The organism is Chryseobacterium artocarpi (genome assembly GCF_001684975.1).
Classification (GTDB): domain Bacteria; phylum Bacteroidota; class Bacteroidia; order Flavobacteriales; family Weeksellaceae; genus Chryseobacterium; species Chryseobacterium artocarpi.
Window position 1 is genome coordinate 633,215 of record NZ_MAYH01000001.1, and the last position, 23,208, is coordinate 656,422.

The 23,208-nt window shown below is 34.9% G+C and carries 27 protein-coding genes; 25 read left to right on the plus strand and 2 right to left on the minus strand.

Annotation, left to right across the window (positions count from 1 at the left end; translation table 11 throughout):
• The first annotated feature begins 66 nt into the window (after nt 1–66).
• The 5 genes from tpx (at nt 67) to BBI01_RS02705 (ending at nt 2,920) form a co-directional block, all read left to right on the plus strand.
• Nucleotides 67–570, plus strand: a complete 504-nt coding sequence (gene tpx, locus BBI01_RS02685; protein ID WP_065393132.1) for a thiol peroxidase — start codon at nt 67–69, stop codon at nt 568–570.
• A gap of 75 nt (nt 571–645) precedes the next feature.
• Nucleotides 646–1,221 (plus strand): Crp/Fnr family transcriptional regulator, encoded by a 576-nt coding sequence (locus BBI01_RS02690; protein WP_065393133.1) that lies wholly within the window; start codon nt 646–648, stop codon nt 1,219–1,221.
• A 71-nt stretch (nt 1,222–1,292) separates the two neighbouring features.
• Complete coding sequence (locus BBI01_RS02695) at nt 1,293–1,982, plus strand: alpha/beta hydrolase (protein ID WP_065393134.1); 690 nt, start codon at nt 1,293–1,295, stop codon at nt 1,980–1,982.
• 84 nt (nt 1,983–2,066) lie between these two features.
• Nucleotides 2,067–2,414, plus strand: coding sequence for a VOC family protein (locus BBI01_RS02700; RefSeq protein ID WP_065393135.1), 348 nt, complete (start codon nt 2,067–2,069; stop codon nt 2,412–2,414).
• Nucleotides 2,415–2,515: 101 nt separating this feature from the next.
• Complete coding sequence (locus BBI01_RS02705; RefSeq protein WP_065393136.1) at nt 2,516–2,920, plus strand: glyoxalase superfamily protein; 405 nt, start codon at nt 2,516–2,518, stop codon at nt 2,918–2,920.
• Nucleotides 2,921–2,933: 13 nt separating this feature from the next.
• On the opposite strand, the gene BBI01_RS02710 is transcribed toward BBI01_RS02705, so the two are convergent.
• The gene (locus tag BBI01_RS02710) at nt 2,934–3,446 is read right to left on the minus strand and encodes a TlpA family protein disulfide reductase (protein ID WP_123862058.1); all 513 of its coding nucleotides are present in this window, start codon (nt 3,444–3,446) and stop codon (nt 2,934–2,936) included.
• A gap of 209 nt (nt 3,447–3,655) precedes the next feature.
• Between BBI01_RS02710 and BBI01_RS02715 the strand changes: the two genes are divergently transcribed.
• The 20 genes from BBI01_RS02715 (at nt 3,656) to gcvP (ending at nt 21,131) form a co-directional block, all read left to right on the plus strand.
• Complete coding sequence (locus tag BBI01_RS02715; protein WP_065393138.1) at nt 3,656–4,867, plus strand: DUF763 domain-containing protein; 1,212 nt, start codon at nt 3,656–3,658, stop codon at nt 4,865–4,867.
• A 250-nt stretch (nt 4,868–5,117) separates the two neighbouring features.
• Nucleotides 5,118–5,708, plus strand: coding sequence for a Crp/Fnr family transcriptional regulator (locus BBI01_RS02720; protein WP_065393139.1), 591 nt, complete (start codon nt 5,118–5,120; stop codon nt 5,706–5,708).
• A 78-nt stretch (nt 5,709–5,786) separates the two neighbouring features.
• The gene (locus tag BBI01_RS02725) at nt 5,787–6,197 is read left to right on the plus strand and encodes a VOC family protein (RefSeq protein WP_065393140.1); all 411 of its coding nucleotides are present in this window, start codon (nt 5,787–5,789) and stop codon (nt 6,195–6,197) included.
• A gap of 37 nt (nt 6,198–6,234) precedes the next feature.
• Nucleotides 6,235–6,696, plus strand: coding sequence for a hypothetical protein (locus tag BBI01_RS02730; RefSeq protein WP_065393141.1), 462 nt, complete (start codon nt 6,235–6,237; stop codon nt 6,694–6,696).
• A gap of 162 nt (nt 6,697–6,858) precedes the next feature.
• The gene (locus BBI01_RS02735) at nt 6,859–7,383 is read left to right on the plus strand and encodes a DinB family protein (RefSeq protein ID WP_065393142.1); all 525 of its coding nucleotides are present in this window, start codon (nt 6,859–6,861) and stop codon (nt 7,381–7,383) included.
• 2 nt (nt 7,384–7,385) lie between these two features.
• Nucleotides 7,386–8,168, plus strand: a complete 783-nt coding sequence (locus tag BBI01_RS02740; protein ID WP_065393143.1) for an alpha/beta fold hydrolase — start codon at nt 7,386–7,388, stop codon at nt 8,166–8,168.
• A 99-nt stretch (nt 8,169–8,267) separates the two neighbouring features.
• On the plus strand, nt 8,268–8,699 hold the full coding sequence (locus tag BBI01_RS02745; RefSeq protein WP_065393349.1) for a VOC family protein: 432 nt from the start codon (nt 8,268–8,270) through the stop codon (nt 8,697–8,699).
• A gap of 78 nt (nt 8,700–8,777) precedes the next feature.
• The gene (locus tag BBI01_RS02750) at nt 8,778–9,191 is read left to right on the plus strand and encodes an SRPBCC family protein (RefSeq protein WP_065393144.1); all 414 of its coding nucleotides are present in this window, start codon (nt 8,778–8,780) and stop codon (nt 9,189–9,191) included.
• Between the two features lie 17 nt (nt 9,192–9,208).
• Nucleotides 9,209–9,466: a DNA-directed RNA polymerase subunit alpha C-terminal domain-containing protein gene (locus BBI01_RS02755; protein ID WP_065393145.1), complete on the plus strand. Its 258-nt coding sequence runs from the start codon at nt 9,209–9,211 to the stop codon at nt 9,464–9,466.
• A 216-nt stretch (nt 9,467–9,682) separates the two neighbouring features.
• The gene (locus BBI01_RS02760; protein ID WP_065393350.1) at nt 9,683–10,549 is read left to right on the plus strand and encodes a VOC family protein; all 867 of its coding nucleotides are present in this window, start codon (nt 9,683–9,685) and stop codon (nt 10,547–10,549) included.
• A gap of 20 nt (nt 10,550–10,569) precedes the next feature.
• Complete coding sequence (locus BBI01_RS02765) at nt 10,570–10,998, plus strand: SRPBCC family protein (RefSeq protein ID WP_065393146.1); 429 nt, start codon at nt 10,570–10,572, stop codon at nt 10,996–10,998.
• A 45-nt stretch (nt 10,999–11,043) separates the two neighbouring features.
• The gene (locus BBI01_RS02770) at nt 11,044–11,502 is read left to right on the plus strand and encodes an SRPBCC family protein (RefSeq protein ID WP_065393147.1); all 459 of its coding nucleotides are present in this window, start codon (nt 11,044–11,046) and stop codon (nt 11,500–11,502) included.
• Between the two features lie 30 nt (nt 11,503–11,532).
• Nucleotides 11,533–11,991, plus strand: a complete 459-nt coding sequence (locus BBI01_RS02775) for a DoxX family protein (protein ID WP_065393148.1) — start codon at nt 11,533–11,535, stop codon at nt 11,989–11,991.
• A gap of 157 nt (nt 11,992–12,148) precedes the next feature.
• On the plus strand, nt 12,149–14,155 hold the full coding sequence (locus BBI01_RS02780) for a S9 family peptidase (protein WP_065393149.1): 2,007 nt from the start codon (nt 12,149–12,151) through the stop codon (nt 14,153–14,155).
• Nucleotides 14,156–14,686: 531 nt separating this feature from the next.
• On the plus strand, nt 14,687–15,241 hold the full coding sequence (locus BBI01_RS02785; protein ID WP_228393925.1) for an RNA polymerase sigma factor: 555 nt from the start codon (nt 14,687–14,689) through the stop codon (nt 15,239–15,241).
• An 11-nt stretch (nt 15,242–15,252) separates the two neighbouring features.
• Complete coding sequence (locus tag BBI01_RS02790; protein ID WP_065393151.1) at nt 15,253–15,585, plus strand: hypothetical protein; 333 nt, start codon at nt 15,253–15,255, stop codon at nt 15,583–15,585.
• Between the two features lie 91 nt (nt 15,586–15,676).
• Complete coding sequence (locus BBI01_RS02795) at nt 15,677–15,934, plus strand: hypothetical protein (protein ID WP_065393152.1); 258 nt, start codon at nt 15,677–15,679, stop codon at nt 15,932–15,934.
• A gap of 168 nt (nt 15,935–16,102) precedes the next feature.
• Nucleotides 16,103–16,750, plus strand: a complete 648-nt coding sequence (locus BBI01_RS02800; RefSeq protein ID WP_083189993.1) for an alpha/beta hydrolase family protein — start codon at nt 16,103–16,105, stop codon at nt 16,748–16,750.
• 284 nt (nt 16,751–17,034) lie between these two features.
• Nucleotides 17,035–17,682: a J domain-containing protein gene (locus BBI01_RS02805; RefSeq protein WP_065393154.1), complete on the plus strand. Its 648-nt coding sequence runs from the start codon at nt 17,035–17,037 to the stop codon at nt 17,680–17,682.
• A gap of 590 nt (nt 17,683–18,272) precedes the next feature.
• On the plus strand, nt 18,273–21,131 hold the full coding sequence (gcvP, locus tag BBI01_RS02810) for an aminomethyl-transferring glycine dehydrogenase (protein WP_065393155.1): 2,859 nt from the start codon (nt 18,273–18,275) through the stop codon (nt 21,129–21,131).
• A 91-nt stretch (nt 21,132–21,222) separates the two neighbouring features.
• Here the strand turns inward: gcvP and BBI01_RS02815 are convergent, their stop codons facing one another.
• Complete coding sequence (locus tag BBI01_RS02815) at nt 21,223–22,686, minus strand: S41 family peptidase (RefSeq protein WP_065393156.1); 1,464 nt, start codon at nt 22,684–22,686, stop codon at nt 21,223–21,225.
• Nucleotides 22,687–23,208 lie beyond the last annotated feature (522 nt).

Below are 23,208 nucleotides of genomic sequence, written 5' to 3' on the forward strand. Positions count from 1 at the left end.
ACCTTAGGCAGGTAGTGGAAAAAATCTTTTTTGATTAAATTTGAAAAACTAAAAAAAATAAATATTATGTCAACGACAATCACTTTAAAAGGAAACGAAGTACACACAATAGGATCTTTACCGGCGGTAGGAAGTAAAGTAAAAGATTTTGCTTTGGTAGATTCAGGATTGAATGTAAAGACATTGCAAACTTTTGAAGGAAAGAAAAAAGTATTCAATATCTTCCCAAGCATTGATACTCCTACTTGTGCAGCGTCAAGCAGAAAATTCAATGAAGAAGCTTCAAAATTAGAAAATACAGTAGTAATTAACGTTTCTAAAGACCTTCCTTTCGCATTAGGAAGATTCTGTGCAGCAGAAGGATTGAACAGCGTTGAAACACTTTCAGATTTCAGAAGCAGCTTTGGTGATGACTATGAGGTAGTTATTACGGATTCTCCTTTAAAAGGTCTGTTAAGCCGTGCAGTAATCGTTACAGACGAAAACAATAAAGTGGTTTACACAGAACAGGTTTCTGAGATTGCAAACGAACCAAACTATGATGCGGCATTGGCAGCATTGAACCAATAGTCAAAATAATCTTTATAAAAAGCCTTGTGAAAGTAATTTTTGCAAGGCTTTTTTTGAATTCAAAATACACAAGAAATGATGTTAAACCATTACACAAAATACGGAGAGCTGTTTCAGGTAGATCAGGAGCATTTTGAGGAATTTTACGCTTTACTGAAAGATACAACACTTTTAAAATCAAACTTCTTTTTGAAACAAGGTGATAAATGCAAATACCTTGGCTTTATTAAAAAAGGAACAATCAGATGCTTCTATATCAACGATCAGGGGCGGGAGATCAATTTCGGATTCTACTTTGAAAATGAATTCTTCACCGATTATGAAAGCATACTTTGTGATACGGTATCCAATATGAATATTCAGGCGTTGGAAAACTGTGAGATTCTGCTGCTCAGCAAAGAACATCTACAGAATTTATATCAGAAAGAAGCCTATTGGCAGAAATTTGGGAGGGTAATGAGTGAAAAAATTTACCTGGATGCCAAAAAAAGAATCGATGATTTAATATGTTTGTCTCCTGAAAACAGATACCTTAATCTTTTAAAAAAACAGCCTCTGCTTTTCCAGAAAATAGCACAGAAACATATTGCAAGTTATCTTGGAATTACCGAACAATCCCTTAGTCGTATACGAAGCAGAATCGTAAATTAACTTAAGTTAACGTCCTGTGATATTTTAGATTGTAGCTTTACATTATTAATTAAACTTTAATACTTATCATCATGGAACATAAAGATTTAACCATTATTTTAGTACACGGAGCCTGGGGAGACGGATCTCACTGGCAATACGTTATTCCTTCACTTGTAAAAGCAGGATATAAGGTAAGAAGCGTTCAAAATCCTTTGACTTCACTGCAGGACGATATTGATAAAACAAAAGATCTTATCGATGCACAGGAAGGAAAAGTACTTCTGGTAGGACATTCTTATGGAGGAGCAGTCATTTCAGGAGCCGGAAACCATGATAAAGTTGTTGGATTGGTTTACATTGCAGCTTTTGCCCCAGACGCAGGAGATAGCTTAGGATCTCTTTTAGGCAGAAGAGAATCTACGGGTGGAGCAAGTATTTATCCTGATAATAAGGGCTTTTTATGGATTAAGTATGACGAATTTAAATCTGCTTTCTGTCAGGATTTAGATGATGAAAAAGCGTTGGTAATGGCATTGTCTCAAAAACCTATTCACGGGCAATGTTTTGGTGATGTAGCAGGGGAACCGGCATGGAAAATACGCCCAAGTTGGTATCAGATTTCATCCAATGACCGCATGATTCCTGCTGAAACAGAAAAAGAAATGGCAGAACGACTTGAACCGAAGAAAATAATTACACTGGATGCAGGACACGCTTCATTAGCTTCACACCCTGAAGAAGTTACCCAGTTGATTTTAGAAGCCGCTTCTTCACTATAAAACTTCAATTAAGAATAAATAATCTTTAAAGCTCTGGAAAATTTTAAGTATTTTCACAGGGCTTTTTTATGAATAAAAATCAAAATGGTAAAAAGAATTGTAGCGAATATAAAAACAGATAATCTTGCAAAAGGAAACCTCTTTTATCAGGATATTTTAGAACTTGATGTGTTGATGGATCATGGTTGGATTAAAACGTTAGGTACTGATGAGGAAGCGAATGTCCAGATCAGTTTTGCTCAACAAGGAGGAAATGAGACCGAAGTTCCGGATTTGTCTATAGAAGTTGATAACATCGAGAAAATTTATGACAAAATGAAAAAAGAAGGTTTTAAGATCGTTTATGACATTACCAACGAAGATTGGGGCGTTCGAAGATTTTTTGTAAAAGATCCGTTCGGGAAAGTAATTAATATTTTATCTCATCAATAAATGAAAATATAGAGTTTCATTCAATAAGAGTGGGCTTTAGCCCGCTATCATGAAATAATAAATCATCATCTGGCTTTAGCCAAAACTTAAAAATAATCTCTATGAAAGCTGAACAAGTTATTCCTATTCTTAGAATTTTCGATTATCAGAAAACGCTTGAGTTTTATGTCGATTGGCTAGGTTTTGAAATTGTCTGGGAGCATCGTTTTGAAGAAAACTTTCCGGTTTATATTGAAGTCAGGAAAGAAAACATTGTTCTTCATTTAAGTGAACATCATGGAGACGCAAGTCCCGGAAGCAGTGTTTTCATATGGGGAGAAGGAGTTGCAGAATATCATAAAGAGCTTATTGATAAAAACTACAAGTACAACCGTCCCGGACTTGAAAAGACTTTTTATGATGCCATTTCTTTTAAGGTAAATGATCCTTTTGGAAATAAAATTATTTTCAATGAAAAATTTGATCAGGAAAAGCATGGAGCTTTAGAGTTCTATTCACATGAATAGATTATCGGTAAACCTATTTTTGTTGAGTTTTTATACTATCTAGTTTACGAATGAGTTCCTGATCTGTTGCTCCACCGCAGCTGGAATGAATAACTTTACCATTACTGTTTATCAAAATTCTGGCGGGAGTACAGAAAATATTGTATTTGATTTGTTCCTGTCTTTGTGGAGATTTCGTATTATCAATCTGTTCAAACTGAATATTTCCGGCATCTTTTAAAGCCTTTTCATAAACTGTTTTGTCATCTTCCAGTCCTTCCAGTATTCCGATGAAACCAGTCTGATCTTTATATTCAGTAAAAAGTCTGTTAAGATCATCCGTCATATTATAACTTAGATTATGATCTCTTTCCAAAGATTTTTTGCCGTAAATAAAGATGAGAAGATTCTTCCCATTGTAATCCTTTGAATTGAACTGGTGACTATTCATTGTTTTGGCTGAAAAAGGCTGTGGGGTAGAACCCACAAAGAAATCTATCCTGTTTTTCTTCCATTCTTCCCTTATTTTATCAATCTTCTCAGCCATTGTTGCCTCTTTTTTTTTTTGCAGGCAGAAAGTGAGAGTATGGTGAACAATAGTAAAAGCTTTTTCATATGAATGATCATGTATTGGTGTTATCACACAAAAGTCATAAAAAAAGAATTGATTACCAATTTTTAAGGAATGTTTTTATTGATTCGAATCAGTATTCATTTGGAATATTAAGCCTAACTTTGTTTCTCTAAAATTGAAAAATGAAACGTTCAGGAACCGCAGATTTACCTCTTCACTATGGCAAAGTACCGCCATGGCTGTATGAACGTATGTCTGTTCTTGGACTTTCCATCGTTGAGGTTATCCTGATGGATTATGGTAAAGATGAGGTGCTTCGCCGGTTGGCAGATCCGTTTTGGTTTCAAAGCTTTGGGGCTGTAATGGGAATGGACTGGCATTCTTCTGGAATTACCACTTCCGTAATGGGAGCATTAAAGCGTTCCATTAATCCCAATTCCCAGTCATTGGGGCTTTACATTTGTGGTGGAAAGGGGAAGTTTTCAAGGGAAACTCCGTCAGAATTAATTCAGATTGCTGAAAAAACCGGGTTGAACGGAACAGAATTAGTAAGAGCCAGTAAACTTTCTGCTAAAGTTGATAATACTGCCATTCAGGATGGTTATCAGTTGTATTTGCATAATTTTATTCTGTCAGATAATGGAAATTGGAGCGTTATTCAGCAGGGAATGCACGAATCTGATGGTACTGCAAGACGTTATCATTGGCATTCAGGAAATATAAAATCATTCATAGAAGAACCTCACACAGGTATTAATGGAATTTCCAGAGGGAAAATTTTAAACTTAACCGATGCGGAAGCTTCAGGAAACCGAAAAGGAATTCTCGATATTTCTCATACCGATTCCATTGATGTAATGAAGGACTTTTCAAGGCTGATTCTTCCTGCACATCATGACGTTCAGGCATCCGATGTTGATCTTAAGCGCTTGGGAGCATTGTTATATGTAACCAGAGAGCAACAACCGCAGAATTTTGAGGATTTGTTGATGTTGGAAGGAGTAGGTCCCAGAACGATGCAGTCTTTGGCGTTGGTGAGTGAAGTTATTCATGGTGCACCGTCAAGATTTTCTGATCCTGCGAGGTTTTCCTTTGCTCATGGTGGTAAAGACGGTCATCCTTTCCCGGTTCCTATCAATACTTATGACGAAAGTATCAGTATTCTTCGAAGAGGAATAGAAAAATCAAAATTGGGAAATTCAGATAAGCTGAATACATTAAATAAACTTCATCAAATCGTTACTACAGCTGAAAAAGATTTCACTCCGGATTTTGATATTCAGGAAGTAATTGAAGAAGAAAGACAAAACTCATGGCGCTTCGGAGGAAAAACAGTCTTCGGGGATGCTCAGAAACCTTCTCCACCAAAGCCAATTCAGTTGTCTTTATTTTAATATTGAAATTGTAAAGCTACAATCAGATAAAGCTCATATTTCTATCAATATTAGAAGTATCTAAACATTGATTTAATGGGCTGGTTGTTTTTCTATATTTAAACTTTTGTTTAACTGTTTTTGTTTTTAAAATTATCTTAAATTCAATAGGATATAAGTTTTTAATTGATGAATGAATTATATTGTTTAATATTTATTGCGTTTGTTTCGATTAAAAATTTTAATTTTAAAGTCTTAAAAAAATGACCTGATGACGACCAAATCTTTAGAAATATGCTATGATTTTCCATTTTTTCTTCAGGAAGAACTGGAAGAAATATTTCAGGCACACGAAAAAACATCCTTTCAAAAAGGAGAATTCATTCTTGAAGAAGGAAAAACAGCTAATGAATACTATATTCTGGATAGCGGGCTTGCAAGATCCTTCGTGAATGATTTCAACGGAAATGAGGTAACTACTCACTTTTTTGTTGAAAATGAAGTGATTATTGAAGTTTTATCAATGTTTCAAAGAATACCGTCTCAGGAAAATATTGTCTGCATTACAGATTGCGAATGCTGGAAGCTTGATTATGATACCTTTCAGGAATTATTCCATAAAATCCCGAATCTCAGAGAATGGGGAAGATCATGGATGTCTAAAGAGCTTTTCGATTATAAACAACGATCTGTAGAAATGTTCACGCTTTCTGCTACTAAGCGCTACCTTAATCTGCTGGAACAAAAATCAAAAGTGATACAATTTGCACCTTTGAAACAAATCGCGTCCTATCTTGGAGTAACCGATACTTCACTGAGCAGAATTCGGAAAGAATTAGTTTCCCATCCTAATAAAAATTAAATCTTGCCCTATGGCAAGTTGATTTTCATTACACCTTGGTAATTTTGGGTAAGAGTTTAACACCAAAAATTACTGAATATGAAAATCAATCAAATCTATGTCAATTTACCTGTAAAAGACATACAAAATACAAGAGCGTTCTGGACAACATTAGGTTTTCCGATCAACGAACAGTTCTCAGACGATAAAGCCGTATGTGTAGTCATGAAAGAAGATCATATCTACACCATGTTTCTGAAAGAAGAGTTTTTCCAAACCTTTACCAACAGACCTTATGCTAAAGGAGATACTACTCAGGTGCTTCTTGCCATTGGAGTAGACAGCCGTGAAGAAGTAGACTGGATTGTAAACACCGCCCTTGGAAACGGAGGCTCAAAATACAGTGAGTCTATGGATCACGGATGGATGTATCAAAGCGCTTTTGCTGATATAGACGGGCATCAGTGGGAAGTAATGCATGCTGATATGTCTAAGTTACCAACAGAATAATTATCAATGATATAAGATACTCTTTAATATAAATATTATGGAAACAATATCAGATACAATAGAATTTGTGAAACATCAGGTAAACGTTACTTACAAAGTAATCTCTATCAATACAGAAGAAATCACCAATGAAGAGTCGATAATTTTTCCAAATGAGGACGCCAATTGTATGAATTGGGTACTAGGACACCTGATTTATGTTAGAAATGGCTTATTGAATATTCTTGGCGAAGAAGCCGTATGGGACGGAGAAATATTTTCTGTATATAACAGAGGTGTCACTCCTTTGGAAAGAAAAAACGAGTTGGTAGATTTTGAAGATCTTAAGTCTTATTTAAAACAAACTCAGGATAAACTAGAAGCAAAGTTGAATACTATCGAAAGCTTTAATCATGAGATGATTAATGATATTGCCACACTCTGTTTCCACGAAAATTACCATTGTGGTCAGCTAGGGTATATCCGTAGATTTCTGGGAAAATCTGGAGGAATAAAATAAACCAGAAAAGGATTGGAAAAAACAAGAATATCATCGTCTTATCAGCAATCATTAATGAAATTCGTGCATTCGTGGCAAAAAAGCATGCAATAATCAGAGAATATAGAGATAGAACCTTGCTTTTCCCAACGCTTACATTCTAATTCCATAAAAAATAACAACATGGACACACCAAAATCAAAAAAAGTAGAACTCATCATTCCGGCTTACAGAATGCATACCCAAAGCTTTATCAACGTTTTGGATGGCATTTCGGAAGAAGATGCTCTGAAAAGAATTGAAAATAAAACCAATCATATCGTCTGGATGGCAGGAAACTTTGTGAATATGCGCTATGGCTTGGGGATGGTGCTTGGATTACAGGATCAGGATCCTAATAATGATCTTTTCTTTCAAGGAAAAACCTTAGATGAAAACTTCAAATATCCAACGCTGGCAGATCTCAAGAAAAACTTTCATGATGTTTCTTCAAAAGCATATCAGAAACTATTGGAAGTAACTGATGAGGAACTAGACGAAATCTTTGAAATCGGGATGAATGTTCCCTTTATTAAAGAAACAAAACTCAATTTCATTGGAATGTGCATTGGTCGGGAAGATTATCTCTGCGGGCAGATAGGGCTGATGCGCAGAGTTTTAGATTATCCGGGAATGAAGTATGATGTTGACGAAAATATCAAGTATTAATCATGAATCCGATAGAAAAAGGATATAAGCATGTAAACGGAATCCAGCTCTATTATGAAATATATGGATCGGGAAAACCATTGGTATTGATTCATGGTGGAGGTTCATCTATTCTATATGACTTTAAGGAAGTGATAGAAAGATTGCAGGATAAGTTTCAGCTGATTGGAGTAGATCTCCAGAACCATGGACGAAGTGAACACCGCGATATTCCTGAAACATTTGAACAGGATGCCGATGATGTAGCCACATTATTAGCTGAACTTAATATTCATAAAGCTGCATTTTGGGGCTTCAGCAATGGTGGAAATACAGTGATGCAGATCGCCCACCGTCACCCCGGAATTGTAGAAAAAATAGTAATTGCATCAGCATTTTTCAAAAGAAACGGAATGATAGATGGCTTTTTCGAAATGATGCAGGATGCTACCTTTGAATCCATGCCGGAACCTTTTAAGATCAATTTTTTAAATCTTAATCCGGACTTTTCAAAACTGGAAAATCTTTTTGATAAAGACAGTAAGAGAATGCAGACTTTCGAAGATTCGGGTGATGAGGTGCTGAGTTCCATAGAAGTCCCTGCATTATTTATCAGTGGAGATAAAGATGTAATGAAACCGGAACATACCGTAGAAATGTGGCGGTTGGTAAAAGGATCGGAATTGATGATAGTACCCGCAACTCACGGAACCTATATGATGGCTGATTTTGACGGCAGCCTCAATGAAGATCTGATCAACTTTACCATTAAAAAAGTAGAAACATTTTTAAATCAGCATCACTAATTACACTTACTTTTTCACATTAACATATTCGTGTCATTTGTGAAACTATTTGTGTCATTTGTGTTTAAACAAAATAATAACATTTTAAAATTAAAAATCATGGCAAAATTAAATCCGTACCTAAACTTTGATGGTACAGCTGAAGAAGCATTCAACTTTTACAAATCAATTTTTGGAGGTGAATTCGTAGGTGAAGTACACAAAATGGGGAATGCTCCAGGTACAGAAAACCTTTCAGAAGAAGAAAAAAACAGAGTAATGCACATTGCATTGCCTATTGGGAACGACCTTTTAATGGCATCAGACATTGTTCCTGGCTTCGGACAGACTCTTACCGTAGGAAATAATAATTATGTTTCTATTTTCCCAGATTCAAGAGAAGATGCAGATAGACTTTTTAAAGGGCTTTCAGAAGGCGGAAACGTAGAAATGCCAATTGAAGATCAGTTTTGGGGAGACTACTTCGGATGTTTTCAGGATAAATATGGTGTTCATTGGATGGTGAACTATAATGAAGAATATGCAAAATAATCTTATATTTAACTAATTATTTAAAAGGGGTGCTCACTTGTGGGCAGCTCTTTTATTCAATCCTTAAAAAATAGAACTATGGATCCAATTAAAATAGACATTACAATTTTAGCTCCGGTAGAGAAAGTTTGGAACTACTTCAATGAACCAAAACATATTACAAAGTGGAATTTTGCCCATGAAAGTTGGCATTGCCCTAGTTCTGAAAATGACCTGAAAGTAGGCGGGAAATTTAAGAACAAAATGGAAGCAAAAGATAAAAGCTTTGCATTTGATTTTGAAGGAGTATATGATGAAGTAATTCCCCATGAAAATATAAAATATCATATGGAAGATGGGCGTAAAGTAGAAGTAATCTTTGACAAAATAGATGAAAACACAACAAAGGTTACCGAAATTTTCGATCCGGAGAAACAAAATTCCGTGGAAATGCAAAGAGAAGGCTGGTATGGTATTCTCAACAATTTCCATAAGTATGTAGAAAATCATTAAAAATATTTTTTGTAGCCATGATCAATTTAGTTATCATGTCAAAGAGTTTGAATTCCATTTATGCTGTTAACTATGACGCCAATGAAGACTTTCTTTATGGTATAATTGCAGTTCCCGCAAGAAAAGCCCTGAAAAGAGAAAAGATAGATTCTTTGGAAAAATTGTCAGACTATTCCGAAAAGGAAATTCTGCAGCTTCATGGTTTCGGAAAAAATACAGTGATGAAGTTAAAAGATTATATGAAGGAGAATCAGGTGTTTTTTAAAGAAGCATAAAAAGTTATCAACTAAGAGTTTTTACTATGTCATTGCAAATAAGGAATGTATATCTTTAAGAGCAAAGACATAAGATACCTTTTGCTTTTAAAATGAAATAAGAAATATGAATCCGCGAGAGTAAAGCTTTTAAACTTTCAACATCTTAAAAACTACGTGTCAATAAGAAAAAATCAGTCAAACGATATCAATCAATTAAAATTTAAACCTAAATCTATGAATAACGATATTTTTCCATGTCTCTGGTATGACGGAGATGCCAAGCAGTCGGCAGAATTTTACTGTAAAGTCTTCGGAGGCGAAATTACAGCAGATACACCTGTTGTGATGAATATAGATTTGTTTGGACAAAGATTAATGTTGTTAAATGGAGGCCCACAGTTTAAGAAGAATGCTTCAATTTCTTTCATGGTTATTTGTGATACGGAAGAAGAAGTCCAGAAATACTGGGATCAGTTATTGCAGGGAGGAATAGCATTAATGGAGCTTGGATCTTATTCCTGGAGCAAAAAATACGGTTGGGTTCAGGACCAATATGGTGTTACATGGCAGCTATTCTTAGGAGAAAAATCAGGTGATCAGAAAATAGTTCCTACTTTGATGTTTATTCATGGAAACAACGGAAAAGCTAAAGAAGCAATGGAACTTTATACCAGGACTTTCCCCAATTCAAGCATTGGAAATATTTTAAAGTATGGAGATGGAAGTGAAGGTCACCCTATACCGGAGCCCGCTGAAAATGTTCAGCATGCTAGTTTTGTGATTGATAACTATACACTGTTCTGTATGGATAATTCTTACGATCATCAGTTTGATTTTAATGAAGGAATCTCATTGGTGATAATGACCGATGATCAGGAGCAGACAGACCGTTACTGGAATACATTTACAACAGATGGAGGAAGAGAAAGTATGTGTGGCTGGTTAAAAGATAAATACGGCTTAAGCTGGCAGATTGTACCTAAAAGACTGATTCAGCTGATGAACGATCCTAATCAGGAAAAAGCCTATAAAGTAGTGCAGGCTATGATGAAAATGCAGAAAATTATTATTCAGGACTTAGAAAATGCCTATAATTCATAAGAATAGAAAATATAAACAGTATGGAAAAATTATCATATGAAATTGAAATAAATGCAGAACCTGAAAAAGTTTGGAGTGTTCTGTGGGGAGATATTACCTACAGACAATGGACAACAGCTTTTACAGACGGATCATTTTACGAAGGAACATTGGAAGAGAATAATATCATTAAGTTTCTTGATCCTAAAAATAACGGAATGTACAGTCGGGTTGAAAAGATTATACCTAACGAGGAAATAACATTTTTACACCTTGGAGAAATCTATGAAGGAGTTGAAGTTCCGCAGGATTGGGGAGAAGCTACAGAAGCCTATTTCCTTGAAGAAAATGATAACGGAACTTTACTGACAACGAAAATTCAGACACCTGCAGAATTTAAAGAGTTTTTTGAAGAAAAATTTCCCAAAGCAATGGCGATCGTGAAGCATCTTTCAGAAAATCAGCTTTAAAAGGAAATACAATTTTAGCCAAATCAACCTTAAAAAATATAGAATATGGAAACCTTATCGTACGAAACAGTAATTGATGCACCTATGCAGAAAGTATGGGACATCCTTTGGAGTCCTGAAACCTATAGTGAATGGACAAAATTTTTCAGCCCCGGATCTACTATGAAATCGGATTGGAAAGTGGGTGGGAAAACTTACTTCGTGAATACCGAAGGAGAAGGAATGGTTTCTACCATCGATAGTCTGGATGAGCCCCGACAGGTTGTTTTTAAACATTTAGGAATGGTAGACAAAGATGGCAACGAAGATACTCACAGCAAGGAAGTTATGGAATGGAGTGGCTGCTTCGAAAAATATTTCCTGATTGATTTTGACGGAAAAACAAAACTCCATACAGAAGTTCAGGTTGATAAACAGTGGCAGGATCATCTGGATACAGGATTTACAAAAGGACTTATAGTTGTGAAAAGCCTGGCAGAAGGAGTTAATCTAAGCTCTGTATAAAAGTGTTTACGTATTCCCCCACATATTAATATGAAATTATTAATCATCCTATTCGCTACATTTATTCTGGCTTTGCTGGGCACAATAGTGTTTCACGGAAAACCGGATTATGTATTTTCAGGAAACCTGGGAATGGCAGTTTTTATCATCTTTACAGGAATTTCACATTTTAAATTTCAGAAAGGAATGGAAATGATGATTCCGGATTTCATCCCTGCTAAAATGTTTTGGGTTTATTTTACAGGTCTTTTGGAAATTGCAGCTGGAATAGGTTTGATGATCCCTGCTATTCGGGAGTTGACAGCTATTTTACTGATTATCTTCTATGTATTGGTCTTTGTAGCCAATATCAATTCCTCTAAAAAGAATATTAATATTTTTAAGGCAGATTATACAGGACCCGGAATGCGGTATTTGTACGTTGAGAGAGTTCCAATGCAGGTTATTTTAATAGGATGGACCTGGTATTTTGGGATTTTTTTACATTAAATATAAATAATAGACAGTCACAAGGCTGTCTTTTTTATTGTTTTTGAAAAAGAAAAGATCAATAATGTAACATTTTGTAAAGATAAAGTGTCTAATTATGTAAGATCAGTAATTTTTTGATTAAAAAAGCTATAGTTTTAACCCTAAAACATGAGTTATGAATCTAAATTCCAAAATTTTCGGTACAGCTTATATTGTACTTTCCACAATTATGATTAATGCACAGAGTTCTACAGCCAAACTGCCGGGAGATCCAACATTACCCTCTTCCAAAGCCAATCTAGAGAAGCTTATTTCCTATGATAAAGGAAATTATAAGTATAAAGTTGAAGACTATTTTGCAAGACCAAAAGCCTCAGCATTTAAAATTTCTCCGGACGGAAAATATCTTTCCTATAAAGAAAAAGACAAAGACAGTAAAAATCATGTCTATGTAAAAGAGCTAAGCACAGGAAAAATAACAAAAGCAATTGTTGAAAAAGACGATTTGATTAAAGGTTATGGTTGGTTAAATAAAAATCGTTTATTCTATACCCAGGATAAAGGTGGAAATGAAAATATCCACTTGTATGCAGCAGATGTAGATGGAGGCAATCAAAAAGACCTTACGCCATTTGACGGAATTACTTTAGGAACCATTATTCCTATAAAATACACCGATTTTGTAGTTGTTACAATGAATAAGAACAACAAGCAGATCTTTGAACCTTATAAAATCAATTTCGTAACAGGTGAAATAACTCAGCTGTACGAAAACAAAGACACGAAAAGCCCTATCGATGGATATATTTTTGATAAGGATGGTAATTTAAGAGGGTACAACGTTCTTGAAAACGGATTGACAACCAAAACTTATTATAAAGACCTGCAAACCGGAAAATTCAATCTTCTTAAATCAGCAGATTGGTCAGATACTTTCAGCATTATAGATTTTAATTATAATTCAGGAAATAAAGATGAAGCTTATGTAGTAACAAACCTGGATAGCGATAAAGAGAAAATCGTTTTATATGATTTAAAGAAAAATGCGGTAATTAAAGAAATTTATTCTAATCCTGTATATGATGTAAGTTCTATCCGTACGGCTGGCAAAAGCAGAAATTATGAATTGGATTATATCAGTTATAATGGCATAAAAGATGAAACCGTTCCCGTAAGTAAATTTTACAAAGAAATAGATGATAAACTGAAGGCTCAGTTTGGAGATAAGGAATTTGGAATCGTTTCCTCAGATGACAATAATGATAAACTTCTTGTAGTTGTGGGAAGTGATAAATTATATGGAACTTATTACGAGTACGATACAAAGACAAAACAGACCAAACTTTTGTATAATCTGATGCCTCAGCTTAAAGAAGAAGATATGGCTGAAATGAGACCTATCGAATTTAAAAGCAGAGACGGATTAACAATTCGTGGATATATTACGTTGCCAAAAGCAGCTTTGGAGGGGAAAAAAGTACCTTTAATCGTAAATCCTCACGGAGGTCCGCAGGGAATCAGAGATCAGTGGGGCTTTAATCCGGAAGCACAATTGTTTGCCAGCAGAGGATATGCAACGCTTCAGGTGAATTTCAGGATTTCCGGAGGGTATGGAAAAGAGTTCCAGAAGTCCGGATATAAGCAGATCGGAAGAAAAGCAATGGATGACGTGGAAGACGGAGTAAAATATGCCATCAGCCAAGGTTGGATTGATAAAGATAAAATTGCTATTTATGGAGGAAGCCATGGTGGATATGCTACTTTGATGGGCTTAATCAAAACTCCGGATCTATATGCTTGTGGAGTAGATTATGTAGGAGTTTCTAACATCTTTACTTTCTTTGAGTCTTTCCCGGAATATTGGAAGCCTTATAAAGAAATGGTAAAACAGATCTGGTATGATTTAGACAATCCTGAAGAAGCTAAAATCGCCAAGGAAGTTTCTCCGGTTTTCCAGATTGATAAGATTAAGAAGCCATTATTTGTAGTTCAGGGAGCCAATGATCCTAGAGTAAATATCAATGAATCTGATCAGATTGTGAAGGCAATGCGTGCAAAAGGGTTCGAAGTACCTTATATGGTAAAATATGATGAAGGACACGGATTTGGAAAAGAACCAAATAGAATTGAACTTTACAAATCTATGTTAGGATTCTTTGCAGAGAATTTTAATAAAAAATAAACCGACCATTTTTATAATTATGAAACGGAAGATATAATGTCTTCCGTTTCTCTTTTTGTCATTGCGAGTGATGGAATGTTATAATTGAGATATTATTTTAAAAAGTATTCCTTGCTGAGAATCTTTGATTCACTTGCGCTTTGAAAACAGCTAGTATGATCATTCTTTGCGCTTTTGCGTTTTCCAACCCAAAATTTCTCGCAGATAGCACATATGTTTAGTCTCTTCTTCTACGCTTTATAAATTAAGTTCTTCTACAGATAAAACAATGAACTCTTCCTAGCCCTGATAGCAGCGGTTACCCCACAGCATATATTGGCAAAAGCAAGGTGCGAGGAGTATGAGCGTATAGCAGGAAATAGCTCCTGAAAAGAATGAGTAATCAATATGGGTTGCTGAGACATCACAACTAGAATAAAACCCCGATGAATAAAAGAAAATGCAAAATTCCAGAAAAATATTTTAAATTTATTAAAGTAAAACCAAAAGTACAGTCGTCATAGCAATATGGAGGTTGTCGAAAAAATAACAATGCCACAGAAAGAGAAAGAAAGCATCATCTCGCAGACCGTTTCCAACTACGGAGGGAAGCTGATGTCTTATATTCGTCCTAAAGTGAAAAACACGGAGGATGCGGAAGATATTCTGCAGGAAGTGTGGTATCAGTTCAGTAGCCTTACCAATCTTTCTGAGATTGTGAATGTAGGAGGCTGGCTGTATAGAGTAACGGCGAATAAAATCACGGACCGTTACCGTAAAAAGAAAACAGAAAATCTTGAAGATTTTGTCTATGAGGATGAAGACGGAAGTTTTTCCATCAAAGATATTTTATTGATGGATGAAAGCGCAGGTCCTGAAGTAAAGATGTTTCAGGATGAGATCTGGAAAAAACTGTTTGAAGCACTTGATGAACTTCCCGAAAAACAAAGGCTGGTCTACGTAGAAAACGAACTGAACGACAAAACCCTCCAGGAGATCGCCGATGAACAGGGAGAGAACATCAAAACCATCATCAGTAGAAAAAATTATGCTGTGAAGCATTTGAGAAACAGATTGAGAAGATTATACGAAGATTTAAAAAGTTAGAAAAAGAAATTATGAATCATAAACACAAAAAAGGCTGGATTTTTTTATTGTTATGTCCACCATTAATTCTCTTAGCGGTTACATGGATTGTCATGTTGCTTTGGAATTGTCTGCTTCCGGAAATTTTAGGAGTTAAATCCATTACATTCTGGCAGGCGATGGGGATACTGATTTTAAGTAAAATTCTTTTTGGAGGATTTCATTTTGGTAAAGGAATGAAAGATTTCAAGGAAAGAAAAATGAGAGAGAAAATGGAAAGCTGGTCCCCTGAAGAAAGAGAAAAATTCAAGGAAGTCTGGAGAAATAAATGTTCCGGCGGATTCTTCAACAGAAACAACGAATAATTTAAAAATTTTAAAGAAGTAGTAAAGTAAAATTAAAATTCATTCGTCTATATAAAAAACAAGAAGTAGTAAAATTTAAAATTTTGAAAAAATGAAAAATTCAGCATTAAAAGGTGCTCTTGGGGCATTAGCCGTTGTGGGTGTAGCATTAATTGCTAAAAAAGCAATACAAAGAAAAAGATTTATCAAAGGTATTTTTGATGAATATGGAATTAAAGAAAAATCACCTTTTGGGTTAGCAGATAAGATCAGAGAAATGAATGATGAAGAGTATCAGGATCTGAAAGGAAAATTTAAAAAAGAATTTGCATCAAAGTGTTGCAGAAAAGAGAATATCTGCGAAGCATAGAAAGTAAATAACTAAATTGAAATTGTTTAATTCAGGCTCGGGAAGCTTTGCTTCCCGAGCCTGAATTTTTTTATTTAAATCCTTCAGCAGAAGAATGATACTCCGGGTTTATAGAAAATATGAGTATTAAATACTAAATTTGTTTTTCTGTTTAAAATGAATATTATAATGGCTTTCAAAAATATTTATATTATCATACTTACTGTTTTTTCTTTCATCACGTACGGGCAGAAATCTGAATTAAAGCAGAAACAATATATTTTCTTCCTGCATAATAAATTCTTGGAAGGACATTCGGGGGATGAGGCGCACCCAAAATATGGTATTGTAGAGTATGAAAAAATGCTTCATGAGTTGAAGGATAGTAGTAATATTGTTCTTTTTGAAAAAAGGAAACCCAATACTGATCCTGCTGTATATGCTCTAAAAATAAAAAAACAGATTGATCAACTGATAAAAAAAGGAATTAAAGCTGAAAATATTGCAGTAGTAGGTACCTCTCAAGGAGGGTATATTGCTCAATATATTTCTTATTATGCGAAAAATCCTGAACTGAAATTTGTTTTTATTGGAGCCAGTTTTAAAGATGATTCCTTAGAAAAGGATGAAAACTTCAGACTGTATGGAAAGATTCTGTCTATCACAGAGAAATCTGATGATGGGCACGTTCCATTGTCAAAGGAAGAACGGTTTATAAGATCTGATATAAAGAGTTTTAAAGAAATAGAACTTAATACAGGGTTAAATCATGGCTTTTTATTTAAAGCTCTTGATGCATGGATTATTCCAACAAAGGAATGGATTTATGGAAAGTAACTTGATAGAACCTGACTAATGAGTTTTATTAGTAGCAGAATTATTTTATTCGTGCATCCGTGGCAATTTAAAAGTATATTTTAGCCATACTCAATTTTATCGAAGATAAAATCCCTGCGTCTTAAAGCATAGTGTTTATCAATTATTTTGCGTCATTGCGTTTTCCAACATATTACATATAAGATTGCTTTGTAGGAAATGTGTTTCAATACCTTTCCTCAGTTAAATTTTTAGAATAAAGATCAAACACAAAGAAAAATAAATCCTTATTTTTGTATTGTTCAATGAAAGATTACTACTATTTTCTCGGTATATCCCAGGATGCTTCAGAAGAAGACATCAAAAAAGCTTATCGAAAGTTATCCTTAAAATATCATCCTGACAAAAACGAAAATGACGATTTCTTTGCAGACCGGTTTCGCGAAATTCAGGAAGCATATGAAACATTGAGTGATTCTGTGAGAAGGCGTTCCTACGATCAGAATCTGGAAAGTCACCAGAAAAGTTTCCGATATAATATTCCACCAGTCATTAAAACATTTACGGCAAATAAAATTCACGCTAAAAAAGGAGAGGAGATTATTATCAGTTGGCAGACAAGTAATGCTGACGTGGTAAAAGTATTGCCTTTCGGATTAGAAAAGCCTTATGGAGAAAGGATCTTTAAGGTCACAGAATTTAAGGATGGAAAATTCCAGCTTTTGCTTCACGCAACGAATTCAATGTTACATAAAACAGTAGTTCAAGGAATTACCATTACAGAAGTTTTTGAGAATGATTCTGACAAATTCAAAAACTCGGTGGAGGAAATGTTCAAGCCACAGCCTAGAACTGTAGTTAACAAAAGTGGGCAGCCTAAAATTGTTATGCTTTTTTGGGGCGTTATTATCTTGGCAATTGCCTTATATTTCCTGATTAAGGAATTTATTTAAGCCATTTTTTTTCTTCCCGGGCACTTTTTACATCTTTTCCCTTTCTTGAATTTCTTACAACAAGATTTCTTTTCACAGAACATCTCTTCGTTTTTGAATGAGTATACAGGAGCCAAAGGCGCAACTTTAAATGGGACAATCATATTCATGCTGCAAATATATTAATTTAGAATAAATATAATTAATAAAATTTCATAAAATTCTTAAAACCTGATGTATAGCAGTGTCAACTGGTTTTTCAGCTCGAATTTATCTTTGAATTTTACCATTATATTGATTAATTTATTTACTAAAATGTTGGTTCAGGTTTTATTTTTCTCTTTTTAATATTAGTAAACTTTATAATCCTTATGAAGAATATTTCACTATTTTATTGTCAATGTATTGATGATATTGTTGAATAATATTTATAAAATCAATACAATTGCTGTTTAAAGAATATTAAACCTTATTCAATGGCTATTAAAAGAGATGCTATTTAAAACAACTGGACGACTTAGTGAATTATCATCAATTTTATACTGTTGTACAATCGTGTAAAAAATTGTAATTTTACCCATCTTTTTACAAACAAAATCTAATAAATAAAAATGAATACAGAACAGTTTGTGAGCCGTCACATTTCTCTTAATGAAGCCGATAAACAGGCGATGTTGGAAAAACTTGGCGTTTCTAGTATTGAAGAGTTAATTTCTCAGACCATTCCTTCTTCCATCCGTTTAGAAAAAGATCTTGAGATCTCAGAACCACTTTCGGAGTACGAAATGTTGAACCACTCAAAAGAGTTGGCATCAAAAAACACTGATTATACAAGCTATATCGGTTTCGGATACCACAATACACTTTTACCATCAGCAATTCAGAGAAATATTTTTGAAAATCCAAGCTGGTATACTGCATATACGCCTTATCAGGCTGAAATTGCACAGGGAAGATTGGAAGCTCTTCTTAATTTCCAGACTGTTGTATGTGACCTTACTGGTTTTGGTCTTGCTAATGCCTCTCTATTAGATGAGTCTACAGCTGCAGCTGAAGCGATGCATATGTTCTTCAACAACAGAACGAAGGATCAGAAGAAAGGAGAAGCAAACAAGTTCTTTATCTCAGATCTTGTATTGCCTCAAACAATCTCTGTATTGAAAACTAAAGCAGAAGGGTTAGGAATTGAAGTGGTTATAGGTGATCACAAAACTCATGCATTTGATGCATCTTATTATGGTGTTTTATTACAATATCCAGGTAAAAACGGTATCGTTCTGGACTACACAGAGAACATTGTAGAATACAAAAAATTAGATCTTCAGGTAGCTGTTGCTTGTGATCCGATGGCATTGGTGAAATTGAAATCACCTGCTGAAATGGGTGCTGACTGTGCAGTAGGAACTTCACAGAGATTTGGTATTCCATTAGGTTACGGAGGTCCTCACGCCGCATTCTTTGCTTGTAGAGAAGAATATAAAAGAGATATTCCTGGAAGAATCATCGGTGTTTCTCAGGATATGTACGGAAAACGTGCATTAAGAATGGCGTTACAAACAAGAGAGCAACATATTAAGAGAGAGAAGGCAACTTCTAATATCTGTACTGCTCAGGTTCTTTTAGCTGTAATGGCTGGTATGTATGCTGTTTATCACGGTCCAAAAGGATTAAATTATATCGCTGATCAGATCCACTTTAAAGCAAATGCTTTGAAAAACGGTCTTAAAGCATTAGGATATCAGGTGGTAGAAGAGCCAATCTTCGATACTGTGAAAATCACAATGAGTGAAGATGAGAAAGCTAGATTAGTAAGATTGATGCTGGATCACAGACTTAACCTTAACTATTTCACAGAAGGTGTTGTAAGTATTGCGATCAACGAAAGTACTACATTAGAGAAATTAAACTATCTGATGGCTTCTTTCGCTCAGTTTAAAGACAAGCAGACTTTCAAGCTAGAAATCAAAGAAGGATACAGTATTCCGGAAGAAAACCTTAGAAAGGATGAAATTCTTACAGAAGAAGTATTCAACAAATATCACACTGAAACGGAATTGATGCGTTACATCAAGCGTCTTGAGAGAAAAGATTTATCATTGACTCATTCAATGATTTCTCTAGGATCTTGTACTATGAAACTGAACGCTGCTACTGAAATGTTGCCACTATCATGGGCAGATTGGGGAAGTGTTCACCCGTTTGTACCAGTAGATCAGGCAGGAGGATATCAGCAAATGATTGCAGAGCTTGAAAAAGACCTTGCAACAATCACAGGTTTTGCAGGAACTTCATTACAGCCAAACTCTGGAGCTCAGGGAGAATATGCAGGATTAATGGTGATCAGAGAATACCATATCTCAAGAGGAGACCACCACAGAAATGTAGTATTGATTCCTCAGTCTGCACACGGAACAAACCCGGCTTCTGCAGCAATGGCAGGAATGAAGATCGTTGTTGTTAAAAACCTTGAGAACGGAGAAATCGATTTCGAAGATCTTAAAGCTAAAACAGAACAGCATTCAGCGAATTTATCAGCTGTAATGATTACATATCCATCTACTTACGGATTCTTTGATGCTAACATTAAAGAAATTACAAACTTAATCCACGAACACGGAGGACAGGTATATATGGATGGAGCAAACATGAACGCTCAGGTTGGATTTACAAGTCCAGGAAACATCGGAGCAGACGTTTGTCACTTAAACCTTCACAAAACTTTCGCAATTCCTCACGGAGGTGGAGGTCCTGGAGTAGGTCCTATCTGTGTAGCTAAGCACTTAGTACCATTCCTTCCTTCCAATGCAAATATCAGAATCGGAGCTAAAGAAGCTATTGATGGTATTTCTGCTGCACCTTACGGTTCAGGATTGATTCTTAACATTTCTTATGCTTACATTAAAATGTTAGGAACAGATGGTCTTAAAAAGGCTACAGGGCATGCGATCATGAATGCTAACTATCTTAAAGAAATTTTAGCTGAGCATTTCCCAATCTTATATTCAAACGAAAACGGAAGAGTAGCTCACGAATGTATCGTAGATTTCCGTCAGTTCAAATCTCTAGGAATTGAAGTAGCTGATGTAGCGAAGAGATTAATGGATTATGGTTTCCATGCTCCTACAGTTTCTTTCCCGGTTGCAGGAACATTAATGATTGAGCCTACAGAATCTGAAAGCAAAGCAGAAATTGATCGTTTTGCAGAAGCTTTAATCTCTATCAAACACGAAATTGATGAGATTGCAAACGGACAGGCTGATCAGGCAAATAACGTATTAAAAAATGCTCCTCACACAGAGCAATTGGTAATCTCAGATTCTTGGGATAAACCATACAGCAGAGAAAAGGCAGCTTATCCGCTGGAGTGGGTGAGAGACCACAAATTCTTTGCTTCTGTTTCAAGAGTAGACGAAGCTTACGGAGACAGAAACTTAGTATGTACTTGTGAGCCAATCGAAGCTTATATGTAATTAGAAACATTTCTAAATATATAATCCCTCTCAGTGTTGAGAGGGATTTTTTTTATAAAATCAATTAGTTTTTATATCTATTCTTTCAGGATTACTTGCCATTCAATACATTGCTTACATACTCAGTCCATTCATATAACGGTATGCTTCTGTCTAAATAGAAATCCGGTTGTAAACCTTTGCTGTCAATCGTAAAGTCAGGAATACGCATACTTCTTGATAGAGAATATCCTAGTTGAAATTCATTGCAAGGCGAAGGAACATAATACATATTAGAAACATCCAGCACTCCAAACGTAGTTGTCCCAAACAGCTTTACTTTTCTGCTTTGTTTCGCTGCCAGTAAAAATTGCTCATCAGTACTTCCGTTACCTTGGTTGATAATAATTCCTACATTTTTTGGATAAGGATGAATAGTATCATACTTTGTAGTGGTGACAACACTTTTATTCAGATTTACAAATTTTCCGTGTTCCTGCTCCAGTCTGTCGAACGAAGTTTTTGCCCACTTTTTACTTTCTTCATCAAACCCATATTCAGGCTTATTGATGAAATCCAGCATCCTTTGATTGTTCAGCTGAGTAGACAGGTATTCTACGCCTACTGTTCTGATTGGGTTGGTGTAAATTAATGGCAGGATTTGGTTGTAGCTTGCATCACTTCCTCCAGTTCCGTTTCTGATATCGATAATGAGATTTTCAGTGGAAAGAATTCTTTCCTTGTTTGCTGTAATTACGCTGTCTATTTTTTGTTTCTCAGAAGCGCGAAAAGATGGAATTCTAAAATAAAGTGTAGTTTCATTAAGTTTTTCAATATAAGGCTTATCAGCGCTGATAGATTTAAAATACTGTATGTATTGAGGTTCGTCCTCAAATTTTGGATAAACCCTTGAAAGTGTAAAATCACCAATCTGTAAATGGTTTTTTCCGATAAATTTTATGTCTGTAGATTCATCTGCGGAATGATCTCGCTTGTAAAAAATAGAATTAATCTTGTTGTCAGATACACTCATCTTAAGCTTTACCTGTCCCTTGGTCCAGGTTTCTGCGCCGGATTCTATTATAAATCCAATATATTGATTCCCTTTTTTCTTAATTCCAATTTTATAGGGTTCCGTTTCCCAGATTCCTTCATAGTTAGAAATTTTGCCCTTTTCCAGGTAATTTTTGAAATCTTTGTCATTGATAGGAAATGTTTCCCAGTCGGAATATTTATTTTCGGACTTTTGATTAGAAGAAGCTTGTTGAGTTTCCTGTTTGTTGATTGGTCTTATTGAGATGTGCCCCGAACGGAAAAAGGTAAGCCAATCATAAAGAAGAGAGCTACATTCTGTAAATGTTTTAGCGGTCTTTACCTTCTCTGCTGTTCTTTTGTTATGATCTTCGTACGCCTGGTTTCCTTTTTGTTTTAACGCGTATTCAAAGCCGGCGTCATTTACTTCAAACGTTTTTTTTACCCATTCGAAATTTTTAGAGCAATCACATGACTGAGCGTATAAAGAAGTTGTTGTTAATGTAAATAAAGATGAAAGTAGTACAGCTTTTAAATTTTTCATGGAGTTAATTTATAATAGGACATCTGATATCCCTTAAATATTACATTTTGAAGAGTTTTTTTACTCTTTCATTCTATTTTTATGTAATAAATCAAGTGGGAATTAATGTTAGCTAAAAATAAACAAATTATATTAGAAATAATTGCTACAATATGCTTTTGGTTAAATATATTCTCCTTGTGATCTAAATATAAAAAGTCCCCCAAACTTTGAGAGACTCTTTATGCGTTATATTTATTTTGTTATCTTCTTTTGTAGCTGTAAGCAACCAAAATTGCTACGCCCATAGTAAGTACGGTTATCATTGAAATCGTTTCAATTGAGATTCCACTTTTCATCTGTGTGTTTTCTTTTTCACATGAAAAAAAGAATAATACTGTCATTAATAAACAGCCCGATAGTAATTTTTTAATCATAAATGTATTTGTTTGGTTCTTAATTTTTTATGATCAAAAAGTATACCGAATTTGTAGACTAAAAAAAGTGCTGTTTTAAGCTGTTTTTAAGCTGTTTACTGAAATT